General features: G+C 63.7%; 25 protein-coding genes and 1 tRNA gene. 14 read left to right on the top strand and 12 right to left on the bottom strand.

Annotated features, from left to right (window positions below):
- Positions 1-16 precede the first annotated feature (16 nt).
- From DT343_RS11555 to DT343_RS11545, 3 genes are read left to right on the top strand one after another with little or no spacing between them, the layout of a single operon-like run.
- The gene (locus tag DT343_RS11555) at positions 17-628 is read left to right on the top strand and encodes an OmpA family protein (protein ID WP_112863017.1); all 612 of its coding nucleotides are present in this window, start codon (positions 17-19) and stop codon (positions 626-628) included.
- Positions 629-679: 51 nt separating this feature from the next.
- Positions 680-1,078, top strand: a complete 399-nt coding sequence (locus DT343_RS11550; RefSeq protein ID WP_112863016.1) for a DUF3597 domain-containing protein — start codon at positions 680-682, stop codon at positions 1,076-1,078.
- Positions 1,079-1,090: 12 nt separating this feature from the next.
- Positions 1,091-1,348, top strand: coding sequence for a hypothetical protein (locus DT343_RS11545; RefSeq protein WP_112863015.1), 258 nt, complete (start codon positions 1,091-1,093; stop codon positions 1,346-1,348).
- 87 nt (positions 1,349-1,435) lie between these two features.
- On the opposite strand, the gene DT343_RS11540 is transcribed toward DT343_RS11545, so the two are convergent.
- Together DT343_RS11540 and DT343_RS11535 are read right to left on the bottom strand one after the other, a co-directional pair.
- Positions 1,436-2,187, bottom strand: a protein-coding gene (locus DT343_RS11540) for an IS5 family transposase (protein ID WP_112863014.1) whose coding sequence is annotated in 2 segments (ribosomal slippage) — positions 1,436-1,866 and positions 1,866-2,187 — 753 coding nt in all. Because the reading frame shifts where the segments join, the coding sequence is not laid out codon by codon here.
- A 24-nt stretch (positions 2,188-2,211) separates the two neighbouring features.
- Positions 2,212-2,538 (bottom strand): hypothetical protein, encoded by a 327-nt coding sequence (locus tag DT343_RS11535; protein ID WP_112863013.1) that lies wholly within the window; start codon positions 2,536-2,538, stop codon positions 2,212-2,214.
- A gap of 163 nt (positions 2,539-2,701) precedes the next feature.
- Here DT343_RS11535 and DT343_RS11530 point away from each other — a divergent pair, with 163 nt between their 5' ends.
- The 3 genes from DT343_RS11530 (at position 2,702) to DT343_RS11520 (ending at position 5,280) form a co-directional block, all read left to right on the top strand.
- Positions 2,702-3,148 carry a hypothetical protein gene (locus DT343_RS11530; RefSeq protein WP_112863012.1) on the top strand — a complete coding sequence of 149 codons (447 nt, stop codon included), beginning with the start codon at positions 2,702-2,704 and terminating at the stop codon, positions 3,146-3,148.
- A gap of 663 nt (positions 3,149-3,811) precedes the next feature.
- Entirely contained in the window at positions 3,812-4,858 is a 1,047-nt protein-coding gene (locus DT343_RS11525; protein WP_112863011.1) for a ParA family protein, read from the top strand.
- Positions 4,855-5,280: a hypothetical protein gene (locus DT343_RS11520; protein WP_112863010.1), complete on the top strand. Its 426-nt coding sequence runs from the start codon at positions 4,855-4,857 to the stop codon at positions 5,278-5,280. Before DT343_RS11525 ends, DT343_RS11520 begins: the two co-directional genes overlap by 4 nt.
- Positions 5,281-5,298: 18 nt before the next feature.
- On the opposite strand, the gene DT343_RS11515 is transcribed toward DT343_RS11520, so the two are convergent.
- Positions 5,299-8,463, bottom strand: coding sequence for an Eco57I restriction-modification methylase domain-containing protein (locus DT343_RS11515; RefSeq protein WP_112863009.1), 3,165 nt, complete (start codon positions 8,461-8,463; stop codon positions 5,299-5,301).
- A gap of 295 nt (positions 8,464-8,758) precedes the next feature.
- Positions 8,759-8,965 (bottom strand): helix-turn-helix domain-containing protein, encoded by a 207-nt coding sequence (locus DT343_RS11510; protein ID WP_112863793.1) that lies wholly within the window; start codon positions 8,963-8,965, stop codon positions 8,759-8,761.
- A 228-nt stretch (positions 8,966-9,193) separates the two neighbouring features.
- Here DT343_RS11510 and DT343_RS11505 point away from each other — a divergent pair, with 228 nt between their 5' ends.
- From DT343_RS11505 to DT343_RS11490, 3 genes are all read left to right on the top strand, one after another.
- Positions 9,194-9,598, top strand: coding sequence for a hypothetical protein (locus DT343_RS11505; RefSeq protein WP_112863008.1), 405 nt, complete (start codon positions 9,194-9,196; stop codon positions 9,596-9,598).
- Entirely contained in the window at positions 9,595-9,849 is a 255-nt protein-coding gene (locus tag DT343_RS11500; RefSeq protein WP_112863007.1) for an RNA polymerase sigma factor, read from the top strand. The genes DT343_RS11505 and DT343_RS11500 overlap by 4 nt, the downstream gene beginning before the upstream one ends.
- Before the next feature lie 489 nt (positions 9,850-10,338).
- A complete protein-coding gene (locus DT343_RS11490) occupies positions 10,339-12,009 on the top strand; it encodes a recombinase family protein (RefSeq protein WP_112863005.1) in 1,671 nt (556 codons plus the stop codon).
- Here DT343_RS11490 and DT343_RS11485 read toward each other — a convergent pair.
- From DT343_RS11485 to DT343_RS11475, 3 genes are all read right to left on the bottom strand, one after another.
- A tRNA-Arg gene (locus DT343_RS11485) sits at positions 11,980-12,056 on the bottom strand. The genes DT343_RS11490 and DT343_RS11485 overlap by 30 nt on opposite strands.
- A gap of 173 nt (positions 12,057-12,229) precedes the next feature.
- Positions 12,230-13,027: an SDR family oxidoreductase gene (locus DT343_RS11480; RefSeq protein ID WP_112863004.1), complete on the bottom strand. Its 798-nt coding sequence runs from the start codon at positions 13,025-13,027 to the stop codon at positions 12,230-12,232.
- Positions 13,024-13,329 (bottom strand): 4a-hydroxytetrahydrobiopterin dehydratase, encoded by a 306-nt coding sequence (locus DT343_RS11475; protein WP_112863003.1) that lies wholly within the window; start codon positions 13,327-13,329, stop codon positions 13,024-13,026. Before DT343_RS11475 ends, DT343_RS11480 begins: the two co-directional genes overlap by 4 nt.
- 158 nt (positions 13,330-13,487) lie before the next feature.
- On the opposite strand from DT343_RS11475, the gene DT343_RS11470 reads away from it, so the two are divergent.
- Genes DT343_RS11470 through DT343_RS11455 form a run of 4 tightly spaced genes read left to right on the top strand, consistent with a single transcriptional unit; the run spans position 13,488 to position 17,085 of the window.
- A complete protein-coding gene (locus tag DT343_RS11470; protein WP_112863002.1) occupies positions 13,488-14,189 on the top strand; it encodes a Crp/Fnr family transcriptional regulator in 702 nt (233 codons plus the stop codon).
- Between the two features lie 51 nt (positions 14,190-14,240).
- On the top strand, positions 14,241-15,029 hold the full coding sequence (locus DT343_RS11465; RefSeq protein ID WP_112863001.1) for a class I SAM-dependent methyltransferase: 789 nt from the start codon (positions 14,241-14,243) through the stop codon (positions 15,027-15,029).
- Positions 15,017-16,597 carry a 2-polyprenylphenol 6-hydroxylase gene (gene ubiB, locus DT343_RS11460; RefSeq protein ID WP_112863000.1) on the top strand — a complete coding sequence of 527 codons (1,581 nt, stop codon included), beginning with the start codon at positions 15,017-15,019 and terminating at the stop codon, positions 16,595-16,597. Before DT343_RS11465 ends, ubiB begins: the two co-directional genes overlap by 13 nt.
- 14 nt (positions 16,598-16,611) lie before the next feature.
- Positions 16,612-17,085, top strand: a complete 474-nt coding sequence (locus DT343_RS11455; RefSeq protein WP_112862999.1) for a hypothetical protein — start codon at positions 16,612-16,614, stop codon at positions 17,083-17,085.
- A gap of 3 nt (positions 17,086-17,088) precedes the next feature.
- Here the strand turns inward: DT343_RS11455 and arfB are convergent, their stop codons facing one another.
- The 5 genes from arfB to DT343_RS11430 all read right to left on the bottom strand — a co-directional run bounded on the left by arfB (position 17,089) and on the right by DT343_RS11430 (position 21,323).
- A complete protein-coding gene (gene arfB / locus DT343_RS11450; protein WP_017505001.1) occupies positions 17,089-17,493 on the bottom strand; it encodes an alternative ribosome rescue aminoacyl-tRNA hydrolase ArfB in 405 nt (134 codons plus the stop codon).
- Positions 17,490-17,948, bottom strand: a complete 459-nt coding sequence (locus DT343_RS11445) for a YaiI/YqxD family protein (RefSeq protein ID WP_112862998.1) — start codon at positions 17,946-17,948, stop codon at positions 17,490-17,492. The genes arfB and DT343_RS11445 overlap by 4 nt, the downstream gene beginning before the upstream one ends.
- Before the next feature lie 54 nt (positions 17,949-18,002).
- Complete coding sequence (locus DT343_RS11440) at positions 18,003-18,221, bottom strand: hypothetical protein (RefSeq protein ID WP_112862997.1); 219 nt, start codon at positions 18,219-18,221, stop codon at positions 18,003-18,005.
- 283 nt (positions 18,222-18,504) lie between these two features.
- A complete protein-coding gene (locus DT343_RS11435; protein WP_112862996.1) occupies positions 18,505-19,845 on the bottom strand; it encodes an amidohydrolase family protein in 1,341 nt (446 codons plus the stop codon).
- A complete protein-coding gene (locus DT343_RS11430; RefSeq protein WP_112862995.1) occupies positions 19,845-21,323 on the bottom strand; it encodes an amidohydrolase in 1,479 nt (492 codons plus the stop codon). The genes DT343_RS11435 and DT343_RS11430 overlap by 1 nt, the downstream gene beginning before the upstream one ends.
- 136 nt (positions 21,324-21,459) lie before the next feature.
- Between DT343_RS11430 and trmB the strand changes: the two genes are divergently transcribed.
- Positions 21,460-22,173 carry a tRNA (guanosine(46)-N7)-methyltransferase TrmB gene (trmB, locus tag DT343_RS11425; protein WP_112862994.1) on the top strand — a complete coding sequence of 238 codons (714 nt, stop codon included), beginning with the start codon at positions 21,460-21,462 and terminating at the stop codon, positions 22,171-22,173.
- The last annotated feature ends 154 nt before the right edge of the window (positions 22,174-22,327 follow it).

The following is a 22,327-nucleotide window of genomic DNA, read 5'->3' as shown; positions in this document are numbered from 1 at the left end:
TAACGACGAGTTCGACATGACCGATAACCGCGATCGCGACCCTCGCCTGACCCCAGTGGCCCCGGCCTGGCGCAAATACCTCCCCTGGATCATCGGAGCCGTCGTGCTCCTGCTGCTGCTACTCATGCTGACCCGCTGTGGCGACGACCGCGCCGCCATGGATCCCGCAGCGACTGACGACGCCGCCGTAGCTCCGACGACCGAGCCGCCGGTCATGCCCGCCACAAATGCTTCCGTTGGGGTTTCGGGGCTGGACGCCTACCTCGCTGGCTCGGACGCCGCCCCGCGCACTTTCGCGTTCGAGCGCGTCAACTTCGACACCGGCAGCAGCACCATTCGGCCCCAGGATCGTCCCGAGATCGCGGCCGTCGCCGCTGTTCTGAGCCGCTACCCGAATGCCAAGATCCGCCTGTACGGCTATGCGGACGCGCGCGGCTCCGACGCCGCGAACCGAACCCTCGCCCAGGCCCGGGCCGACATCGTCCGTTCCGCCTTGACGGCAGCCGGCGTGGATGCCCGCCGTATCGAGGCGCTTTCAGGCGGGGAAACCAACCCCGTCGACAGCAACGCCACCGCCGGAGGACTGGCTGAAAACCGCCGCACGGAACTGGTTGTCGTCCAGCGCTAACCGCACAGGCCGGGGCTAGCGCCCGGGCCATCCACCTTCAGAGGAGACGTCATGAGCTTTTTCGGAAGAATTTGGGACAAGATCACCGGCCATAAGGCGCGTCCGACGACGCCTCAGGCCCAAGCGCCCACGAGCACCCCAGTCTCGGCACAGCCCGTTCCTGCGGCGCCCGCCACTCCCTTCACGCCTCAACCGGTTGACGTGGACCAGATCCTCTCCCAAATGGCCGAGATGAAGGGCGGCGGCGGAAACTGGCGGACATCGATCGTCGATCTGCTCAAGCTACTCGACCTGGATTCCAGCCTCGACGCCCGCAAGGACCTCGCCGATGAGTTGGGCGTGCACGCTGGCGCTCATGGCTCGGCGGAACAGAACATCGCCCTGTCCAAAGCGGTCTGGCGAAAGCTTGCGGAGAATGGCGGCCAGGTTCCGGCCAGCCTGCGAGACTAATCGAACAGGTCGATGTCGGCTCAAGACACTGCTGCGATTCTCCTGCTCGCTCGCCACCTGGATGTGGAAGAGCCTTCGCCTGGGCAATCCAAATGGACGGATATCAAGGCGGCCATCGACGGCCTGAGCGATGATCGCCTTGATGCATCGATCCGCTATTTCGGTCAGGCGGGCTCGCCAATCACCGCCCGCGCGGCTGAGATGTTGACGGATTTGATGATGGCGAGGATGGTCCGCCTATTGGGCGTGTCGAGATCGGAGCGACAATAGCGCCTCGGACTGGGCGCGGTACAGAGGGTGTCAGTATGAAGCGCTTCTTGCGAGACAACGGCCTGACCCTAGGCTCAGGACTCATAGTCAGAACAGCACGGTAGCGGCGAGGGCTATGGCGGACAGGAAGACGGTCGGACAGAGATCGTAGCGGGTGGCGACCCGCCGCCAGTCTTTCAGGCGTCCAAACATGATTTCGATCCGGTTTCGCCGCTTGTAGCGTCGCTTGTCGTAGCGGATGGGTTCGGTGCGGGTTTTGCGGCCTGGGATGCACGGCGTGATCCCCTTGGCCTGCAAGGCGTCCCGGAACCAGTCGGCGTCGTAGCCTCGGTCTCCCAGAAGCCACTGGGCGCGGGGCAGGCTGTCCAGGAGAGCGGCAGCGCCGATGTAGTCGCTGACCTGACCCGCTGTCATGAAGAGGCTGATGGGCCTTCCGTTCGCATCGGTCACGGCGTGAAGCTTGGTGTTCATGCCGCCTTTCGTGCGTCCGATCAGTCGCCCGAGACCCCCTTTTTTACCCGCAGGCTCGAAGCCGTGCGGTGCGCCTTCAGATAGGTCGCGTCGATCATGACCGTGCGGCGTTCGGTCTGAGCCCCGGACAGGCCCTCCATCATCCGGATGAAGACGCCAGCCTCACTCCATCGCTTCCAGCGGTTGTAGAGGGTCTTGTGCGGCCCGTAGGCCGCCGGCGCATCTCGCCAGCGCAGGCCGTTGCGGTTGACGAAGATGATCCCGCTCAGCACCCGGCGGTCATCCACCCGCGGCTTGCCGTGGCTCTTGGGGAAGAAGGGCTCCAGCCGAGCCATCTGCTCGCCCGTCAGCCAATACAGATCGCTCATATCCAGACTCCTCAGGAGCCTGAATCAGATCGTTCGCCTCACATCAATGGGTCCTGAGCCTAGGATGCAGGCTGTCTCGACCAGTTCGCGCCCAAGATCTTCTACCAGCGCGACGTAGGATGGGAACAATACGCGATAGAGCTGCTGATCATCATTCAGCACTGCCATGAAATCAGCGAGGTCGCATTTGAACGCAGACCCGCTGGGGTCTGTCATCACCTGCGGTGCCGTTGATGTGATTGGGAAGCTGTTTACGTAGGTTCGATATGAGGCGAGCGCCATTTCAGATGCAAAGCGGAATCGCGTGAGGTCCCGCCATCGGTCCCACATTTCGTAGCGCACCCAGGCCATCACCCTATCCTCTGCGCGAAATCATGAAAAATCACGATACTCGACATTTCCAGAGCGAGAATCCAATGCTGTTAACGGCACCCGCCAAACGCTGCTGTGATTTAGATCCGCAATGTTCAACACTGATTATCCCACCTGATGGTGAGCATAATAGGTTCCTGAGATGGACAACGGCAGCGTGAATCCTAGATCACGGCCTGGGAGGGCGGATCTAGATAATTCGGCCCGCGCATTGCTAGCTTTTCTAGAACGCAATCGAACGGAGAAATTCTTCGAATACCCTTTCGAACACTCCTATCCTCATAATTGCTGCGAGAGCGTGTGCCTGATCCTGACCTTTCTCCTGGAAGAAAAATACGCGCTTGATAACGTCACAATCATCAAGGGTACGCGGCGAGACGTCTACGAACACCACTTTTGGGTCATGGTCGGCGACCTGACCTATGACCTCACAGCGCACCAGTTTCCTGGGCATGAACCAATCATAGGCGTGCTGGCACACGAGCTATTTCTCGATGAATTTCCCGAGTGGGAGATCGAGACAGAGCGAGATTTCGTTGACCGTGCCCGAGTGATTTCGGGCTATCACGCGGGCGTCATACCGTTTTAATCTGTTGTCGGTCTGTCTTCGGTCGCGACGCACAGGCCGACCGGCGCGCGTGTCGAGAACTGGTGGTCTAACTGCCTTCGAAGCGCCGGTATCGATCGACATGAGGTCAGTGGTTTTCGTACGTGTGGGCAGCAGGGCCTACAGGGACGTGACTTTGCACGGCGAGCACCTTTCGTGGTTGCGCAGAAACGGGATGCTCGCCAACGGCGCCTCGTCTATCTGGGGCGAACCACTTTCACCCGCCCAGTCTTGTCTTCCTGGGAAGTGCAGCCCTTCGGAATGGCGACCACCCGTCCATCCGACCCTTGCCGTGACGTGCCCCCCGGCGGAACGGCGGTGACGCGGCCATCGCTGCCCTGCCGGGAAGTATAACCCTTCGGGATTGCTACCACGCGACCGTCTGCGCCTTTGCGGGATGTGCCGCCGGGAGGGATGGCTACCACGCGCCCGTCGCTGCCCTCGCGCGATGTGTAGCCCTTGCGGATGGCAACGACATGTCCGTCCGCGCCCTCTCGGCTGGTCGCGCCTGGTGGGATAGTAATGGTCTTCCCGTCTCTTCCGGTCCTCGACATCCGTCTCTCCAATAAGTCCCAGACGCCATGTTGCGCCCAGACTGTGAACGATGTAAACAGATTTTGTGAACATCGGTAACAGGAGTGGCGGTTGGCCTTTGCCGAAGATGATCTGATCGGCATCAACGAGATTGCCGATATCGCGGGCGTATCGCGCCAGGCGGTTGCGAACTGGCGGGTTCGCTTCTCCGATTTCCCCAAGCCGCTCACAGAACTCAAGGCTGGCCCCGTCTTTCGTACGCGGCAGATCAAAATTTGGCTCAGGAAAAGGAAAGTGCCGATGGCTCGTGTTGTCTCGCTGATTAATCTGAAGGGCGGCGTCGCCAAGACGACGACGACCGTCGCGCTTGCCGAGACGCTCGCGTCGCGTTTCGGTAAGCGCATTCTAGTGATCGACCTCGATCCGCAAACCAACGCCACCACGATGCTGATTGGCGAGAAGAAGTGGAAGGCGATCAACGAGAAGGGTTGGACGCTCGCAACGCTGTTCAAGGACGCGCTCGATCCGAACAATAAGGCATTCGATCTGAAGAAGACGCTTCAGAAGGGCGTGTCCGACGTGCAGGGTGCCGAGAAAGTCGATCTTCTGCCGTCGAGCCTCGACCTCATCGACGTGCAAGACAAGCTGGCCAGTGCGCCTACCGGTCAGTTCTATTCGGTAACGCCGATCGACCTGCTCCGCCTCGCGGTCAAATCGATCCTTGATGACTATGATTTGGTTCTCGTGGATTGCCCGCCGAACCTCGGCATCATAACGCTGAACGGCCTGCGCATTTCGGAGGGCTATATCATTCCCACCGTGCCGGACGTCCTGTCGACCTATGGCATCCCGCAGATCGTGAAGCGGGTCGGGAATTTCTCGAAGGAGGTCGGCGAGGACATCGAGCCGCTCGGCATCGTGATCACCAAGTATCAGGAATCTTCGACTATCCACGTAAACGTCTCGCGCGATCTGCGCCGCGAGAACGATCCGCCAGTATTTGATACGGTGATCCGTCAGGCTAACCAGATTGCAGCGGCGGCAGAGTTGCAAACGAGCCGGCGCACGCTCAAGCAGAAGTACGGATATGGCGATCTGGCTACCCGCTACATCGATCTGGCGCAGGAGTTGCTCGAAAAGCTGGAGATCGACGCATGACCCTGAAACGCACTCTCACGGCGCTGGTTACCATCATCGTCGATGAAGCGGGCCGCAATGCCGAGTTCCGCGATCGGATCGAGGCCGCGCTCAGTCTGGCCAAACCTGCGCCGAAGCCGAAACCCGCAGTGAAGTCGGCGATGAAGGTGTCGCCGAAGCCTGACGGGGACACAAGGCGCAAGGGCGGGCGGCGGACCCCAGCTGTTCTTGATCCTGTTGATCTGGCGAAACTTGGTGAGGCAAACCTGCGACGAGGGCTTTCCGGGCTTGATCTAGAGCAGCTTCTTGATGTCGTCGCCCAATACGGCATGGACCCCGGCAAGCTGGTGATGAAATGGAAGGATCGGGAGAGGGTGATTGATCGCATCGTCGAACTGGCCTTGGGCCGCGCGACAAAAGGAGATGCCTTCCGTGCTCAATAGCCCGCCCTCGGAACTGCCCTACGCTTCAATCTTACTGATCAACACCCGATCAGCCAACTCATCAATCTCAGCCAGAAGACCTTGACGCTCCTGCGAAGTAACAGCTGCGTGAGCTTTGTTCGTTAATCTGACCAGCGACTGATGATCGATATTCTCACGATCATAAGTGGGGATTCTCAGGTGTTTGAAGATATTGCTGACCTGAATCTGGATCGTGTGGCTCTCGACGTATTCTTGAATCAGCGACGAATTTAACGTCCCCGCCACGAAGTAGGCTTCGTCTTCGTCGTCGAAGTCGGCGAAGTAGACCTTGTGGTCGGGCACAAAGGGGCGCCGGCCGACCAAGGGGACCTCGGCGTCTGTCACCACGGCGGCCTCGAAAGTGTTCGACAACTCAGCCCATACGACCTTGTAGGGGGCAAAGGTGTAGGCGCCGGCATTGTAGACGACGTGCGAGGGCGCGTTGCTCTGACGCTGCCTGTATGTGGAGCGCCGACCAAGGAGCGCTTGGAAGTGCTGGAAGTAGCGCTTCGTCTGGGGAAGCTGGTTCAGAACTCGATCCGCTTCGATATAGTCAGCCTTATTGATGCCGGTGTTCGGCACCAGCACGTATAGTTGCTCGTTGATGTGGACATGGCAGGCCGAGAAGTCGGCGGCACCCTTGAGCAGCGGATAGAGCAAGGTTGGCTCGATCCAGAACGTGCGGGCGGGGCCAATGTCGGTTTTCCCCGCCTCGGGTCTGGTCTCGACCTGGACCAGTCCCGTTTGTGCGTTCTCGGCGATCACCCGAACCATGTAGACGCCGTTTAGGTCGGTGGTGATGCCTTTCCTTCCAGCGATCCAGTCGCTCTTACCCTGAATGTTCGCCATGTCCTGAAAACGTCCGGGCGGCAGGATCGCCCAGGGGGAGTTGCCGCCGTCAACTGGCGTGGCTTCCCAAGCTTTCTGCGTGACGCGGGCGAGCACTGCCGCCTTGGTCTCGGCCTCGGGAATGGATCCACTAGTGCCAGTGTTCTTTTCCCAGACCGCATAGGGGACCGGATACGCCGTCAGGATGTCGGAGCTCACTTTCCGCATCCGTACAATCGCTGTCTTGTTCGCGACTTTAGAGAACGGTTTTAGAAGCTTCAGATCATCGACCCGTTCGGGGATGAGGTTTGAATCTTGGTCGATGCGGAAGCTTCGGAAGCCTTGCGATGACGGCGACTGAAAGTGCGTTTGGGTGATCACGAAGACCAGTGCACCGCCGTTCTTTAACCATTTGTCTGCGACCGTGTAGGTGATCATTCCCGAAATATCGAGTTCGTTACCGCCGTGATACGGGGTCTCGGAGAAGATCGTATAGCGCTCGCAAGTTGGCTTGATCCGCTCTCGATATTCTTCCGGTAGGTTGGACCACCTCACCCATGGAGGGTTGCCGACAACGGCATCGAATTCGCCCGCGACAGCCGACCAAAAGAAGTTTCGGACCACCCTGAACCAGATGCCGTTCCAGGCCTGCCGGTGAAGTTCGAGAATCTGGTCGTATGTCGATGTGAGGGCGGCTCGCCACTCGATAGCTTCCTCCGATTGGAGGAGCCCCATAGTCACCAGTTGCTGTTCGACCGTGGTGTAGGGGTCTTCCTGCTGAACGGCCGCGTGCATGACGACGAACGCCGCATCGAGGCGAACACGGTCGAAAGCGAGGGCGGCCGGTAAACGGATGTTGAGATTGGCCTGCGCGCTACCTATGCCGTATTCGACATAATCCTCGTCTTTTCCGGGCTGCTGCGCGGGCGAGTAGACCGCATCAGCCAATAGAACGGGCAGTTCGACTTCGATTCCGACGCTCGCCACCAGGTCCGCCACGGCGATCAGGAAGTTTACCCGAGCCGCTTGAACAGCCAGCGGATTGAGGTCGAAGCCCCAGACCTGATTGAGCAGCCCGGCTAGAGTTTCGGCGGGGGACCGACCGGCCGCTTCTGCCAACCGGCGTTTGCGTCGAATTGCCTCCAGGAGGAAAGAACCGGAACCACAGGTCGGATCGAGAACCCGCGCGGTGCTCCAGTCGGCAATCTCGGCTCGATCACAAGCCACGTCCACGAGCCAGTCAGGGGTGTAGAACTCCCCAAGCGCCTTACGCAGCGTTTCGGGTACGAGCGCTTGGTAGAATGTTTTGAGGACGTCGCGGGAACGCGCGGCCGTCAGGTCGTCCATCCTGTAGAGCGCCAGTTGCGTCAAGAGAGGACGGATCGCAGCGCACAGGTCGGCTCGCTCTTTCTCTGGAATGCCGCCGTCGACGTACCAAGAGAAGACGGCTTCCTCGACGAAGCCTTTGATGCGGGCAGCCTCAAAGAAGGCGCCGCGTTCAACCTCGACGTCTAGGGCGTGGAGAAGTCCTGCGTCGTCGTAGCTAAGGAGGTGTTCGCAGAAGTCCGGGAACGCCGTCAGTCGATACTGAGCCACGATCTCTGCGGCCAGAAGCTTCATGACGAACGCGTTGTAGGAGTGGATCACAAACAGCGACGCTGACACCACATCCGCCAAAGGCAGTTTAGGTGAAAACGGGATGTGCTTCCTGATCTCCGCCGCCTGTGCTTTCGACAGGTCCGCGACTTGGCCGAAGAGCGTGCGCCACTCAACGAACAACAGCTTGATCTTGTTATTGCCCGGCGCGGTGAGTTGACGCTCCAAGATCGCGACCAGCGCGGCCATCGCCGTCCGTCCGATCTCGCCCTTGTGGCCGAAATCCTCGACGAGATTGTCTGACGTGACGGCGCGCCGTTTGGAGTCTGCGCAGGCCTGCGCCACCAGGTCGACCGACGCTTCGTTGAACGGCAGGAGATTGCGGTGGGTGATCTCGCCAGCCTTCATGAAGGCAAAGCAGATGTGCATCCCGTCGATGGCTATCCCGATATAGTCTTCTTCGGGAAGGCCCTCGTCCTTGGCACGGCGTCGAATGTATTTGTCGAGCCGGTCGAAGACCGCTTCCTTGAAGGCGGCGCTGGTCGTGCTGCCCTTGAACAAACCTCGATCTTTGAACTCGATGATGACCTGGTTGTAGGAGGCGTCGTTGCGCCCGCGCTCCGCGTGGAAGGTGATGCCCAGGCTGTTCTCAATGTGCTTGAGCCAGCCTTTCCTCACTTCCTCTTCATTCGCCCAGTTCGGATTGTCCTTGGCGAGTTTTACGTAAAGGTCGCTCAAGACAGCACCCGGCTAAGCGTTGCGCCGGGAATAGCCGGAGGCTCTCCACGGTCGATACAAAGTGCCCCCGGCAACAAGATTGCCCGATATGGAAGCTGGATATCCGCCGCAGTTACCATTGCCTCAGCCCTGAGAGAAGCAAAACGGCCTTTCTGGCTCTCAAAAAGCGATTCACGATAAACCCGATTTCGGCAAATCCCGTAACGATTCTCGAACCCGCATCTGACGCCCATTAGACCGGATAATGAAAAGTCGGATTTCGTTATCGGCGAGCACAAGAGTTGTCATGATTGGATCATGACCGTAACCGAACGCCCGGTCCGCCTGAGGTGTCTGAAGGCAAAAAGATCGCACCAGCAGTTTCTAGCGCTGCCTGCAGGCGTTCAAGTGTCCCCGTCTGCATGCCACCGCGACCCGTTTCAAACCGATGGATCGTTGAGTCGGCGACACCTGAACGTTCAGCAAGCACTTTAACGCTTATGCCTAGGCCAGCGCGAGCCATACGAATTTGAGCGGGGTTGATCATTTTTAGAGAAAATCTCCGACTAGTTGCGGAATTCCGTTGACTGGGTCGGTGAATTCCGCTGAACTCTAACCGAAATACTCCGAAACTCCACCGCTCAGCAGGTTCTGAGCGACCGGGCGGCTGCGCGGGAGGTCACGCATGCCTAAGTATCAGCGGATATCGGCTGGGCAACGGAAGTGGCGGCGATGTCCCCCTCAGCGCCGCTTGGCCATCGCCTTCGTCAGTAACTCCCGAGGCTTCCATGCGATGGCCTGGACAGACGATGACCGCGTCGGCGCCCAGTCGGCTTATCATTCCGCCATCGCGATTGAACTGGGCCTGAAAGCCTATCTCCTGCATCGCGGCTTCTCTGACGATTGGACCCGCGTCTGGCTCCGTCACGACCTCACTAAGGCGCTGCGCTGCGTACGAATGCTGGGATTCGAGGGCGTACCTGACGGCATTACCGAGCTCGCTACGGTGCTCGGCCCGCTTTATGGCTCAGGGGCTTTGCGCACCGGCATAAAGCCGGACCTTCCACTCCCGCCCGACGTCGCAGATCAAATCATCTGTGACCTCCTGAGCGCCGTAGAGGCTGCGATAGCGACCAACAGCGGGACAGACCGGTGAGCCCTCCGCCATCGCAGGCCAACGAGGAGGGCCGCGAGCGTCAGATTCTTGTTCGGGCGATCCGGCGACTGCCCCGGCTCTGTCGGGATGTCTTCGTCCTCCATCGCTTCACTGGAATGCCTTTGGAGCAAATCGCCGAGCACCTGGGCATCGGCCAGCAGGCGGTCGAAGCGCGTCTGGCGGTGGCGCTCGTGCGCTTGAGCCGCGCCGTCGATGAGGCGGGCGGTTGCGAGCCTTCTGAACGCAAATGAGGGTCTAGGGCAGGATAGGCTTTGCGCCGGCATTGTCTGACAAGCAGAGCCGTATTGACCCTCATTTTAAGGTGGGGAGCAGCGCCGTCCGCCCGCTTCAACCCCGCTTCGCGCCCTGCGGGCTGCGGCAAGCGCCGCAGGCGTTGACCCGGTCGGCCGCCGCCGCTGGGGGCTGGGCGTGATCGATGGATCGATCCGCTTTGCGAGAAAGCGGCGGCCGTAGATTTACGAGGGTGAGGTTCCGAATATGCGCGTAGTTTTAGAGCGATCAGCTTGGCGGCTATGTATGTCCAGCCGTCATCAGAGCCGGAGGCGCGTCGGCGCCGGACTCCGCAAGCCCGGCCAGTTGGCGTACAATCGGCTGTCCGCGTCACCGACACTTGGCCTGATGATCTCCCGATCACCTCGGCCGAACTCCAGGCGGTGGAGGCATGGCTTGGCGAGGTGCTCGACGAGGTTCTGGGTCCGCGCCTCTGAGAGGAGCAGGACATGAGCCGGAAATCCACCGCAGCAGCAGGCGTTCAGACCCGCGCCGCCCTCTATCTCCGCGTCTCGACCGGACGACAGGCCGTCAACGACCTCTCCATCCCTGACCAGCGCCGTCAGCTGGAAGCCTATTGCGAGGCCAAGGGCTGGGAGGCGACGGCGGAGTACGTAGAGCCGGGCAACACCGCCACTGACGACCGCCGCCCGTCGTTCCAATCCATGATTGAGGCGGCGCTGACCAAACCGCCCGCCTTCGACGTGATTGTGGTGCACAGCTTCTCGCGGTTCTTCCGCGATCAGTTCCAGTTCGAGTTCTATGTGCGGAAGCTGGCGAAGAACGGGGTTCGGCTCGTCTCCATCACCCAGGAGCTGGGCGACGACCCCATGAGCATGATGATGCGCCAGATCATGACGCTCTTTGACGAGTACCAATCCCGCGAGAACGCCAAGCACACCCTGCGCGCCATGAAGGAGAACGCCCGCCAGGGATTCTGGAACGGCGCCCGGCCGCCCATCGGCTACCGCATCGTCGCGGCCGAGCAGCGCGGGGCCAAGATCAAAAAGACCTTGGAGATCGACCCGCTCCAGGCCGAAACGGTCCGGACCATCTATCGCTGGGCGCTGACCGGAGACGGCGCGCAAGGACCGATGGGGCTGAAGACCATCGCAACCCGGCTTAACAAGCAGAACATCCGAACCCGCGACGGCGGACGCTGGGGCATCAGCGCCGTCCATCAGATCCTGACCCGCTCGACCTATATGGGCGAGCATCGGTTCAACACCCGCGACCACCAGACGCGGACGCCGAAGCCCGAGTCCGAACACGCCGTTATGGTGGTGCCGCCGATTGTTTCAAAGGCGGACTATGAGGCCGTTCGGGCGCGCTTGGCTTCCCGGAACCCGAAGTGGACGCCGCCGCGTGTCTCGACGGGGCCGAACCTGCTGACGGGAATCTGCTTCTGCGGCGCCTGCGGCGGCGCCATGACCCTGAGGACTGGAAAGGGTCAGGCGGGCGGCCAGTATCGCTACTACGCCTGTTCGACCAAGGCCCGCATGGGCGAGGCGGGATGCACTGGCTTGGCCGTCCCCATGGACAAGCTGGACGACGCCATTATCGACCACCTGGAAACCCGGCTGCTCGATCCGGACAGACTTGCCGCGCTGATGGAACAGCTTTTGGATCGTCGGGAGGAATGGGCTGACCAACGGCGCGGCCATATCGCGGAGATGCGCAAGCGCGCCACTGAGGCCGAGGCCAAGCTCAATCGGCTCTACGAGGCTATCGAGAACGGTCTGCTGTCGCCGGACGACGCCTCACTGAAGGATCGGGTCGCTGAACTCTCCAGCGTCCGCGATCAGGCCAGAGCAGATGCTGAGCGGATCATCGCGTCAGTGGAGCGGCTGGCGCCGACGATTACACCGGACGCCTTGGCGCGCTTCGCCACCGCCGCACGGCGCAAGCTACGGGATCGCACCAGCGGCTATCGTCGGGATCATCTGCGTGCCCTGACGCAGCGGGTGGAGGTCATCAGCAAGACCGAGGCGCGCATCATCGGCTCACGAACCGAGCTTCTGAGGGCCTTAGCGTCTAGTGATGGTGGAAGTTACGCCGCCGCTGGCGGAGTTCTCGGTTTTAAACCGAAGTGGCGCACCCGACAGGATTCGAACCTGTGACCTCTGCCTTCGGAGGGCAGCACTCTATCCAGCTGAGCTACGGGTGCGTCGGCCGGCGCGACGCCGGAACAGGCCGCTTACAGCATGGCGCAAGCGGCCTCAATCCCGAATGCGCGGATGACGACCGGATGGCCGCCATCAATCACCGACAAGAAAGGCCAACGGCCTCAAGCAGCGCGAAGCGCGATAGGCCAAAAAAAGGCAGTAGGGCGCTCGCGCCCTACTGCGCCGTCATGCCGCCGTCGATCTTGAACTCGGACCCCGTGACGAACTTGGATTCGTCGGACGCCAGATAGAGAACGCAATAGGCGACGTCGTCCGGTTCGCCGATCCGCTTCAAGGGAATGCCTCGCGCGAGGCGTTCATGCGCCTTGTCCTCGTCCCCGCCGGCCATGGCGATGAAGGGATCCAGGATCGGCGTCTTGATGAAGACGGGATGGACCGAGTTGCAGCGCACGTTCCATTCGGCCTTGGCGGCCTCGAGCGCCAGCGTCTTGGTGTACATCCAGACCGCCGCCTTGGTGGCGTTATAGGCGCCCATGCCGGGGGCGGCCGCGAGCCCTGCGATCGAGGAGATGTTGATGATTGAGGCAGGAGCCGAGGCGCGCAGATGCGGCATGGCGTGTTTGGCCCCCAGCATGATCGAGCGCAGATTGATCTCGTACTGACGCTGCCAGTTCTCGATTGTGTCCTGTTCGACAAAGGCCAGGGGGCCGCCAACGCCGGCGTTGTTGACCAGCACCGACAGGCCGCCGAGATCGGCGACGGCGGCGGCGATCACGCTTTCCCATCCGGCCTCGCTGGCCACGTCGTGGGCATAGGCGAAGGCGCCGTCCGGGATTTCCGCATTGATCCGGCTCGCCAGGGCCTGAGCGCGAGCGGCGTCGATGTCGGTGACGGCGACGCGGGCGCCTTCGCGGGCCAGCATGAAGGCCATGGCTTCACCCAGACCGCCGGCCGCGCCGGTGATCAGGGCCGTCTTGCCGGCGACGCGGCCGGAACGCGCGGAGCCGCTCACGACTTCACCCCCATGCCGGCGGCGGCGTCGTCAATGAAGCGGGCCAGGGTCACGTCCTTGTCCGTCACGCCATCGGCGTCGTGGGTGGTGAGCAGGATTTCGACGCGGTCATAGACATTCGACCATTCGGGATGGTGGTCCATCTTGTCGGCCATCAGGGCGACGCGGGTCATGAAGCCGAAGGCGGCGTTGAAATCAGCGAACTTCAGCGTCCGCGTGATGGCCGGGCGATCACCGTCATGCGCGCGCCAGGCGGGCAAATCCTTCAGCGTTTCCGCTACGTCAAGCCGTGTTTCGGTCATCGCGTTTCCTCTTTTTCCATTTTGCGTAGGGCGCCTGATGGATCGCGGCAAGCAGCGAAGCCGTGCGGATTCCGTCCAGGGAACCCATGGTCAAGCTTGTGCATTGATCGCGCAATGATCGTCGCTCTTCGGCGTCATCGGTCGCCAGCGGGGTTAGGATGGAAAATCTCTGGATCGCCGCTTTGGATGCGGCCGATCGCAAGCGGATCGAACCGCATTTGAAAGAGCGCGAAATCGCACGCGGCCAGATGCTCTATGACGCCGGCGAGGCGGTCGATCAGGTGTGGTTTCCGATCAAGGGGGTGGTGTCGCTGATGACCATCCTGCCGGATGACAAGATGGTGGAGACGGCCGCCATCGGGCGCGAAGGCCTGATCGGCGTGACCTGCGGACCGTTCAACGCCCGCGCCGCCAGTCGGGCCATTTCCCAACGCGACGGGATCGCCGCCCATTGCTCGGCCGAGGTGTTCGGCGATGCGCTGGAACACAGCGAGACGCTGCGCTCGGCCCTGTCGCGCTTCACCGAAGGCTTGATGGCGCAAGTGCAGCAGGCGGCCGCCTGCAACGCCCAGCATCGGCTGGACGAACGGTTGGCCCGCTGGCTGCTGATGCTTCACGACCGGGCCGAGGATGATCGGATCGATCTGACGCAGGCCGATATCGCCGGCATGCTGGGCGTGCGTCGCGCCACGGTGTCGGAGGTCGGCACGGTGCTGGAGCGCAAGTCGCTGATCCAGCGCGGGCGCGGCTGGGTGAAGGTGTTGGATCGCGACGGCCTGGAGGCGGCGTCGTGCGGCTGTTACGGCCTGATGCGCGACGTGATGAAGGATTTGAAACTGCCGCAGCCCGAAGCGGCCTGATCGCGTGTCTCATCGGATGACGGGGGCGTTGCGACGCGCTAGACGACGGGTATGACCGACGCCTCCTCCCACGGCCCGCATTCGTCGGGCGACCGCTCCTCCTTCGGCTTCCGCGACGTCGATGCGCGCGAGAAGGTCAAGATGGTGCGCGGGGTCTTCGATTCCGTCGCCTCCAACTACGATGTGATGAACGACCTGATGAGCGTCGGCGTCCACCGCATCTGGAAGGACATCGCCGCCGCCAAGCTGAACCCGCGTCCCGGCGAAACCATTCTGGACGTCGCGGGCGGCACAGGCGACATGGCGCGTCGCTATTCCAGGATGGCGCGCGCGGCGCAGGAGCGGCGCGGCGGCGAGGACGCCAATGTCATCGTACTGGACTACAACGCCGAGATGATCCTGGCGGGCGTCCGCAAGGGCGGCGAACCGGAGATGCAGTGGAGCGTCGGCGACGCCATGAACCTGCCGCTGCCGGACGCCTCGGTCGACGCCTATTCGATCAGCTTCGGCATTCGCAACGTGGCCCATATCGACAAGGCCCTGTCCGAGGCGCGCCGGGTGCTGAAGCCGGGCGGCCGGTTCCTGTGCCTGGAGTTTTCGCGCCCGACGACGACGCCGATCCGCAAGGTCTATGACGCCTGGTCCTTCCACGCCATTCCGCGCATCGGCGGCTGGGTCGCCAAGGATCGCGACAGCTATCAGTATCTGGTCGAAAGCATCCGTCGCTTCCCCGATCAGAATACGTTCAAGGGCATGATCGAGGATGCCGGCTTCCGCCGCGTGTCCGTCACCAATCTGTCGGGCGGGATCGCCGCCATCCATCATGGGTGGGCGATCTGACCAGCCGGATCTATCGCACGGCCCCGCCGCCGCCCGCGACGGTCGCGGTCCAGAACCCAGTTGCGTCCTTCCTGCGCCTGCTGGGCTGGGTGTGGGTCCTGGCGCGTCATGACGCCCTGATCCCGCGCGAGGTGACCCATCTGCTGCCGGCCTGGACGCGGCCGTTCGCCCGGTTCGTGCAACTCTTCTCAGGCCGCGCCGGGCGTCAGGGTCGGCCGGGCCAGAGGCTGGGCAAGGCGTTCGAACATCTGGGCCCCGTGGCGATCAAACTGGGCCAGGTCCTGGCCACGCGCGCCGATATCTTCGGCCTGGAGTTCGCGCGCGATCTGGGCCGGTTGAAGGACGCCCTGCCGGCCTTCTCGCTGGAAGAGGCGCGGCGCGAGATCGAGAAGTCGCTGGGTCGTCCGGCCGAAAGCCTGTTCATCGACCTCAGCCCGCCGGTCGCCGCCGCCTCCCTGGCCCAGGCGCACCGCGCGACCCTGGCCGACGGGCGGGCCGTCGCGGTCAAGGTGCTGCGGCCGGGGGTCGAGCGGCGGGTCGCCAATGGCCTGGATTCGATGCGTCTGGCCGCGCGGCTGGTCTGGCGGCTCGTGCCGATGGCGCGGCGGCTGGAGCCGTCCGCCTTTGTCGAGACCATCGCCAACTCGCTGGATCTGGAGCTGGACATGCGGCTGGAGGCCGCCGCCGCCAGCGAGATGGCCGAGGTGCTGGCCAAGGACGGATACATGTCCGCCCCGGCCGTGATCTGGGACGGCGTCGGCAAGCGCGTGCTGACGCTGGAGTGGGCGCAGGGCGTGCCCATGACCGATCCGGCGCTGCTGGACCTCCCGGGCATCGACACCGATCAGCTGGCCGACAATGTCGTGCGCGCCTTCCTGGTCCAGGCGTTGGACCACGGGGTGTTCCACGCCGACCTGCACGAGGGCAATCTGTTCGCCAGCGCGCCGGCCCATCTGACCGCCATCGACTTCGGCATCGTCGGGCGGCTGGGACCGGCCGAGCGGCGCTATCTGGCGGAGATTCTGTGGGGCTTCATCAGCCGCGACTATGACCGGATTTCGCGCGTGCATTTCGAGGCCGGCTATGTTCCGCCGCACCATTCGGTCGAAACCTTCGCCCAGGCGCTGCGCGCGGTCGGTGAGCCGGTGATCGGCCGCGCCGCCAGCCAGGTGTCGATGGGCCGGCTCTTGGGTCAGTTGTTCGAGATCACCGCCCTGTTCGACATGCGGCTGCGGCCCGAACTGATCCTGCTGCAAAAGACCATGGTCTCGGTCGAGGGCGTGGCGCGCCGGCTGCAACCCGATCACGATCTGTGGAAGGCTGCCCAGCCGGTGGTCGAACGCTGGATCCGCCGCGAACTGGGACCGCAGGCCCAGGCGCGCGATGCGATCAACGAAATGATCGCTGCGGCCCGCGCCATTTCGCGCCTGGTTCAGGAGCCTCCGCGCCCGGCGGCCGTGGTCATCGAAAAGTCGGGAACTCCGGCTTGGGTGGCGGCTTCAGTCACGGTCGCGGTCATCGCGGCCCTGGCGGCCTTGGGCCTTTCGCTCTGGCCCTATCTGACCTGACCGGAGCTTTCGCTATGAAGCCGACCCTGATGAAGACCGCTATCGCCGCCGCCGTGCTGCTGGCGCCCGTGCCCGCCTTGGCTCAGGCCGCCGCCGGCGCCGTGCCGAACGCCTTCGACCGCCCGGCTCAAACCGCAGCGCCTCAAGCCCGACCCGCCGCTGCGCCCGCACCGACGTCCGCCGCCCAGGCTCCCGACATCGCGCGTTCGGAAGAGGCCTTGCGCGCCGTGATCGCCGGCGCCCAGGGGACCGGCTTTGACTATTCGGATTTCACGACCGGTCTCGGAACCCAAATCCGTCAGCAGGAGGCGCAGGTGGTCCCGCTGATCAAGGGCTTCGGCGCCGTCAAGACGGTCGAATACGTCAAGCAGGAAGGCGAGGCCCAGATGTTCAAGGTCACCTTCGACAATCAGGTCACGGAATGGCTGATCGGCTTCGACGCCGAGGACAAGATCGCCGCCCTGCTGTTCCGCCCGGCCGAGCGCTGATCGTCAGTCCAGCGAAGGCTTGCCGCGCCCCGACTTGATCGAGGCGCGGGTCGTCTTGGCCTTGAGGCGGCGTTCCTTGGACGCCTTGGTCGGGCGTGTCGGCACGCGATAGACGGGACGGATCGAGGCCTCGTCCACCATCGCCTGAAGCCGTTCGATGGCGTCGGCGCGATTGCGCTCCTGGGTGCGATGACGCACGGCGGTGATCAGGATCACGCCTTCCAGCGTCAGCCGACTGCCGGCCAGCTTCATCAGCCGCGCCTTGACCGGATCAGTCAGCGACGGCGAGTTCTTCACATCGAAGCGCATCTGGACGGCGGTCGAGACCTTGTTAACGTTCTGCCCGCCCGGACCGCCCGCGCGGTAGAAGTGAAACTCCAGCTCGTCCTCGGGGATTACGGTGGTCATGTCGCCGCCTTGCGCGCCTTGACCACGGCCTGATCCAACGCCTGCAAGAAGCGCGAACGGTCAGCGGCCGAGAACGGCGGCGGACCGGAGGTCGCCACGCCCATTGACCGCAGATGCTCGCCCACCATCCGTCCCGCCAGGGCCGAGCCGATGGAGTCCGGGGTGAAGGGCTGGCCGTTCGACTTCAGCGCCTGTGCGCCCGACTTCAGACAGCGGTCCGCCAGGGGGATATCGGCGGTGATGACCACGTCGCCTACGCCCGCCCGCTCAGCGATCCAGTCGTCGGCGATGTCGGGGCCGGCGTCCACCACCACCTGCTCGATCAGCGCCTCGCGCGGAACCTGCATCCAGGTGTTGGAGACGACATAGGTCTTCAACCCGTAGCGACGCGCGACGCGGTAAACCTCTTCCTTCACGGGGCAGGCGTCGGCGTCGATGTAGATGACCGTGGGCATGGGCCTGACCTAGCGCGGACGGGCGCGGGTCGTCGAGGGTGGGCGGCGAAGTCCCTATTTTCGCGTTTCAGCCACGGCTACCGCCGAAGCGATCAGGCTGGCAGGTACTTCGCCGGAGAATGTGTTCACGGTGATGTCTCCCTGTTCGGGGACACTCACGTCAAAGATGACGTTCCCATCGCCAGCCAGCACTTCGAGCCTGATGCCTTCGAAGTCCACATCCGAAGCCCACTGGTATTCTACAAGACCGCTTGCTGTCGAAATTGTGCCCATATAGGCACCGTAGTCGTCCTGACGAGCAGCGGCTATGCGCCAGTTGGGAAATCGGCGCCCTGATTGGAAAACAGGTCTCGGCAGTTCCCGTCTTCGTCCCGCCTTACAGTCAAGGGGAGCAACGCAAGGTGGAGCCTCTGGACGCCGCAGAGGCGCTGCCGGACGTGCGGACACTCCCTCTCCGTCTGGGCGCTATGCATCGATACGCTTTGTCCAGAGGGGGGGGGATGACAAAGGGCGGGACCGTGCGGCCCCGCCCATTCCGTTCAGACCGACGCGGTCCTCAGTTGCGATAGGCCGGCGGCATCGGCGTCTGCTGGCGATAGCGGTCGCGCAGCATCAGCGGGCGGCTGGTCAGGGGCTGTTCGACGCCATTGACGAAGACGGCCGACGGCTGGCTGAGCGGCTCCAGCGGATCGCCGGACCAGACCACCACGTCCCCGGCGGCGCCCGGCGCGATCTGGCCGAACTGACCGGCCATGCCGAAGATCCTGGCCGGATTGACCGTCAGGGCGGCGATGGCGGCGCCATAGGGCAGGCCGTGCGAGACGGCGTTGCCGGCGTTGTAGCGGGCCTCGCGGGCGCGGTGGGTCGAGCCCTCATTGCCCTTGATGGCGATCACGACGCCCGCCGCGTTCAGGGCCGCGGCGTTTTCCGCCCGCGCCGCCCGCATCTCGAAATCGCTGGGCAGGTTGGAGATGGGGTTCAGCAGCACGGGCACGCCCGCAGACGCGATGTCGCCGGCGACCAGCCAGCCCTCTTCGGCGCCGTCCAGGATCAGCTTGATCCCTTCCTCGCGCGCCAGACGCAGCACCTGCTGAATATCCGAGGCGCGGTGGACGGTCACGATCAGCGGCATGGTCCCGTTGGCGACGGGGATCAGAGCCTCAAGATCGGCGCGCGACAGGCTGAGGTCGCGCAGGCCCGCCCGCTCATAGGCCGACTTGTTGCGGGCATAGAGGCGGACTTCCGACAGCGTCTCCTTGAACAGGACGAACTGCGCGCCGCGCGCGCCTCCGGCGATGTCAGCGCCCGCTTCGCCGAAGGGGGCGACCATGGCCACGCGCGGCTTGACCAGGATGTTCGAGCCCTGACCCAGGTTTATGACCGCCGCCTGACCCGCGAACAGGCCCGGCGTCTGATAGCCGCCGTCGCCGGCGCCGGCCGTCTCGTCCTCATGCACATGGCCGCCGGATGAGCCGGGATGCTGGGGCACGACGATGGCGCGGGTGATGCCGCCCAGCCGCGCGACCGGCAGGGTGAAGGACCAGGGGTCCAGGCCGTACGAGATGTCAAAGGCGGCGCTGAGGGTATTGGCGCTGTTGCGCAGTTCGTTGGTGCCGCTGACCGAACTGACCTCGGTCCCGGCCAGCCCGGAATCCACGGCGACGAAACCGGGCGCGACCGTCTTTCCCGCCGCGTCGATGACGCGGGCGCCGGACGGCGCGCCGCCTGAGCCCACCGAGACGATCTTGCCGTCGCGGATCACGACCGTGCCGTTCTCGATGACGGAGTCGCCGGTCAGGATGCGCCCGCCGACGATGGCGACGGTTTCTTGTGCAAGGGCAGGAGCCGCCAGAGAGAGGGCCGCGACGGCGCCCGCGAGGATGTGAGACAGGCGCATCAGCGGGCTCCTTCCGTGACGTTGGCGGCGGTCAGGCCATAGCCCGGCTGACCCAGTTCGAAGTCGCTGGTCGGCTGATAGGCGGGGTTGCTGCGATCAAAGGTCAGGGCGCCGTCGATGAAGACCTGATCGGCGCGGGCGTATATCGAGAAGGGATCGGCGCTCCAGATCACCACGTCGGCGCGTTTGCCGGGCTCCAGCGACCCGGTCTGGTCGGCGATGCCGATGGCCTTGGCGGCGTTGGAGGTGATCCAGCCGATGGCCTGTTCTTCGGAAATGTTCAGCCCGGCGCGGCGACCGGCCGAAAGGGCGGCGGCGGCCTCCTGGTTCAACCGTTGAGTCAGCTCGGCGTCGTCGGAGTGGATGACGGCGCACGATCCCTGTTGGGCGTCCACCAGGGCGGCGTTCTCCTCAATGGCGTCAAGGGCCTCCATCTTGAAGCCCCACCAGCCGGTCCACATGGCCGCGCAGATGCCGCTGGCGGCCAGTTGCGGCGCCAGCTTGTAGGCCTCGGTCGCGTGGTGGAAGGTCGTGATGCGGTAGCCGAACTCCTTGGCCATATCCATCATCAGCGCCATCTCGTCGGCGCGGTAGCAGTGGTTCTGGATCAGGATCGACCCGTCCAGCACACCCATCAGGGTCTCGTTCTGCAGGTTGCGGGTCGGGGCGGCGCCTTCGCCGTCCTCGCGCCACTTGTCCCATTTGGCCTTGTAGTCGCGCGCGGCGATGAATGCCGCGCGATAGCCGGCCATATTGCCCATGCCCGTGGCCGGGCTCTGGTTCCTGCCGCCATAGACGCGCGACGGGTTTTCGCCGCAGGCCATCTTGACCGTATAGGGTGCGGCCGGGAACTTCAGGCCTTGCATGGTGATCGAGGGCACATTGCGGATCGTGACGCCCCGGCCGCCGAACAGATTGGCCGAGCCGGGCAGGATGTGAAGCGTGGTCACGCCGCCGGCGCGGGCGGTGTTGAAGCCGGGGTCCTGGGGCCACAACGAATGTTCGGCCCAGACCTGGGCGGTGTTCGGGCTGGTCGCCTCGTTGCCGTCGCTCATGCCGCTGACGCCGGGCGACGGATAGACGCCCAGGTGACTATGCACGTCGATGACGCCGGGGGTGACATAACGGCCGTGCGCCTCGACGACGCGATAGCCGGAAGGGACGGGGGTCGAGGCGTCGCCGACGGCGGCGATCTTGCCGTCCGTGACCACGACCACGCCGTTCTCGATTTTGCGATCCGTGCCGGTCAGGACGGTTGCGCCGACCACGGCGAAGTTCTCGCGCGGCAAGGGCTGATAGGTTGAGGGATAGGGATCCAGCGTCGTCGCGGGATCCAGACCGGCGGCCAAGGTCCGGTCCTTCGACGGTTTCGCGGCCGTATCATCAGGCGTCTGGCCGGTGGTGGCGCAGGCCGACAGGCCCAGCACGGCGCATGTAATGGCCGCGAGGCTGACGCCCCGCAGATGATGTCCGATCATCGAAATCCCTCTCCCGCGAAGCGTCAGCCCCGACGCCGCTTGTGACCGGCATAGAAGGGCGTTCGGCCGCGACCGTCAAAAGGTTTCGGCGTTCGTCTTCTGGACGCCCGCAGCCGCGACGGCTAACGGCAGGCGCATGAACGCCGATGACCGTCCCGAGGACGAAAACCCGCATCTCGACCGCCCGCTGCGATCGTTCGGCCGCATCAAGGCCCGCCCCATCAAGCCCCGCCAGGCGGCGCTGATGGAGACCCTGCTGCCCGCGATCGCCGTGCCCGATCCCAAGGCCGGGCCGCTGGATCCCAAGACGATGATGCCCGAGGCGACCGAGGTCTGGCTGGAGATCGGCTTCGGCGGGGGCGAGCATATGGCCGCCCAGGCGGCGACGCGGCCCGACGCCCTGGTGATCGGCTGCGAGCCCTTTCTGAACGGCGTCGCCTCGGCCCTGCGCCATGTCGAAGAGGGCGGACTGAAGAACGTCCGCATCCATGCCGACGACGCGCGCGATCTGGTCGACGCCTTGCCGGACGCCTCGGTCGACCGGGTGCTGATCCTGTTCCCCGACCCCTGGCACAAGGCGCGCCACAACAAGCGCCGCCTGCTGCAGGACGAGACGGCCCAGGCCTTCGCGCGCATCCTGAAGCCCGGCGGGACCCTGCGCTTCGTCACCGATTGGCTGGATTACGCCGAATGGGCGCTGGAGCGGCTGGATCGTACGGACGGCCTGGAGCGACGAGGTCCAGCCGACCAGGACTGGTTCGTTCCGCCCGCCGATCACGTCGTGACCCGCTACGAAGAAAAGAAGCTTGGCGACACCACGCCGGTCTTCCTGGAGTTCGTACGCCGTTAAACAAAGGATGCGTGACGAAGCCGGATTTCGACGGGACGAAGACGCCTTGTCGCAACGTGCCGTCGTTACGGGTTTCTACCTAGCAGCGGCGTTTCGCCAAAATTAACATCCTTGGCCGAAATGTGATGGTTCGACTTCAATATCGGAACGTCAC

This window comes from Brevundimonas vesicularis, from assembly GCF_900445985.1.
Taxonomy (GTDB): domain Bacteria; phylum Pseudomonadota; class Alphaproteobacteria; order Caulobacterales; family Caulobacteraceae; genus Brevundimonas; species Brevundimonas vesicularis_D.
The sequence above is the reverse complement of the archived record's forward strand: the minus strand, read 5'-3'. Positions and strand labels throughout refer to the sequence as shown.

Coding starts and splice junctions, on each gene's coding strand:
- DT343_RS11555 (WP_112863017.1), top strand. CDS start 17: ATGACCGATAACCGCGATCGCGACCCTCGCCTGACCCCAGTGGCCCCG.
- DT343_RS11475 (WP_112863003.1), bottom strand. CDS start 13,329: ATGACCGAAACACGGCTTGACGTAGCGGAAACGCTGAAGGATTTGCCC.
- DT343_RS11490 (WP_112863005.1), top strand. CDS start 10,339: ATGAGCCGGAAATCCACCGCAGCAGCAGGCGTTCAGACCCGCGCCGCC.
- DT343_RS11530 (WP_112863012.1), top strand. CDS start 2,702: ATGGACAACGGCAGCGTGAATCCTAGATCACGGCCTGGGAGGGCGGAT.
- DT343_RS11435 (WP_112862996.1), bottom strand. CDS start 19,845: ATGCGCCTGTCTCACATCCTCGCGGGCGCCGTCGCGGCCCTCTCTCTG.
- DT343_RS11445 (WP_112862998.1), bottom strand. CDS start 17,948: ATGCCCACGGTCATCTACATCGACGCCGACGCCTGCCCCGTGAAGGAA.
- DT343_RS11455 (WP_112862999.1), top strand. CDS start 16,612: ATGAAGCCGACCCTGATGAAGACCGCTATCGCCGCCGCCGTGCTGCTG.
- DT343_RS11430 (WP_112862995.1), bottom strand. CDS start 21,323: ATGATCGGACATCATCTGCGGGGCGTCAGCCTCGCGGCCATTACATGC.
- DT343_RS11470 (WP_112863002.1), top strand. CDS start 13,488: ATGGAAAATCTCTGGATCGCCGCTTTGGATGCGGCCGATCGCAAGCGG.
- DT343_RS11465 (WP_112863001.1), top strand. CDS start 14,241: ATGACCGACGCCTCCTCCCACGGCCCGCATTCGTCGGGCGACCGCTCC.
- DT343_RS11440 (WP_112862997.1), bottom strand. CDS start 18,221: ATGGGCACAATTTCGACAGCAAGCGGTCTTGTAGAATACCAGTGGGCT.
- DT343_RS11550 (WP_112863016.1), top strand. CDS start 680: ATGAGCTTTTTCGGAAGAATTTGGGACAAGATCACCGGCCATAAGGCG.
- DT343_RS11510 (WP_112863793.1), bottom strand. CDS start 8,965: ATGGCTCGCGCTGGCCTAGGCATAAGCGTTAAAGTGCTTGCTGAACGT.
- DT343_RS11535 (WP_112863013.1), bottom strand. CDS start 2,538: ATGGCCTGGGTGCGCTACGAAATGTGGGACCGATGGCGGGACCTCACG.
- DT343_RS11545 (WP_112863015.1), top strand. CDS start 1,091: ATGTCGGCTCAAGACACTGCTGCGATTCTCCTGCTCGCTCGCCACCTG.
- arfB (WP_017505001.1), bottom strand. CDS start 17,493: ATGACCACCGTAATCCCCGAGGACGAGCTGGAGTTTCACTTCTACCGC.
- DT343_RS11520 (WP_112863010.1), top strand. CDS start 4,855: ATGACCCTGAAACGCACTCTCACGGCGCTGGTTACCATCATCGTCGAT.
- trmB (WP_112862994.1), top strand. CDS start 21,460: ATGAACGCCGATGACCGTCCCGAGGACGAAAACCCGCATCTCGACCGC.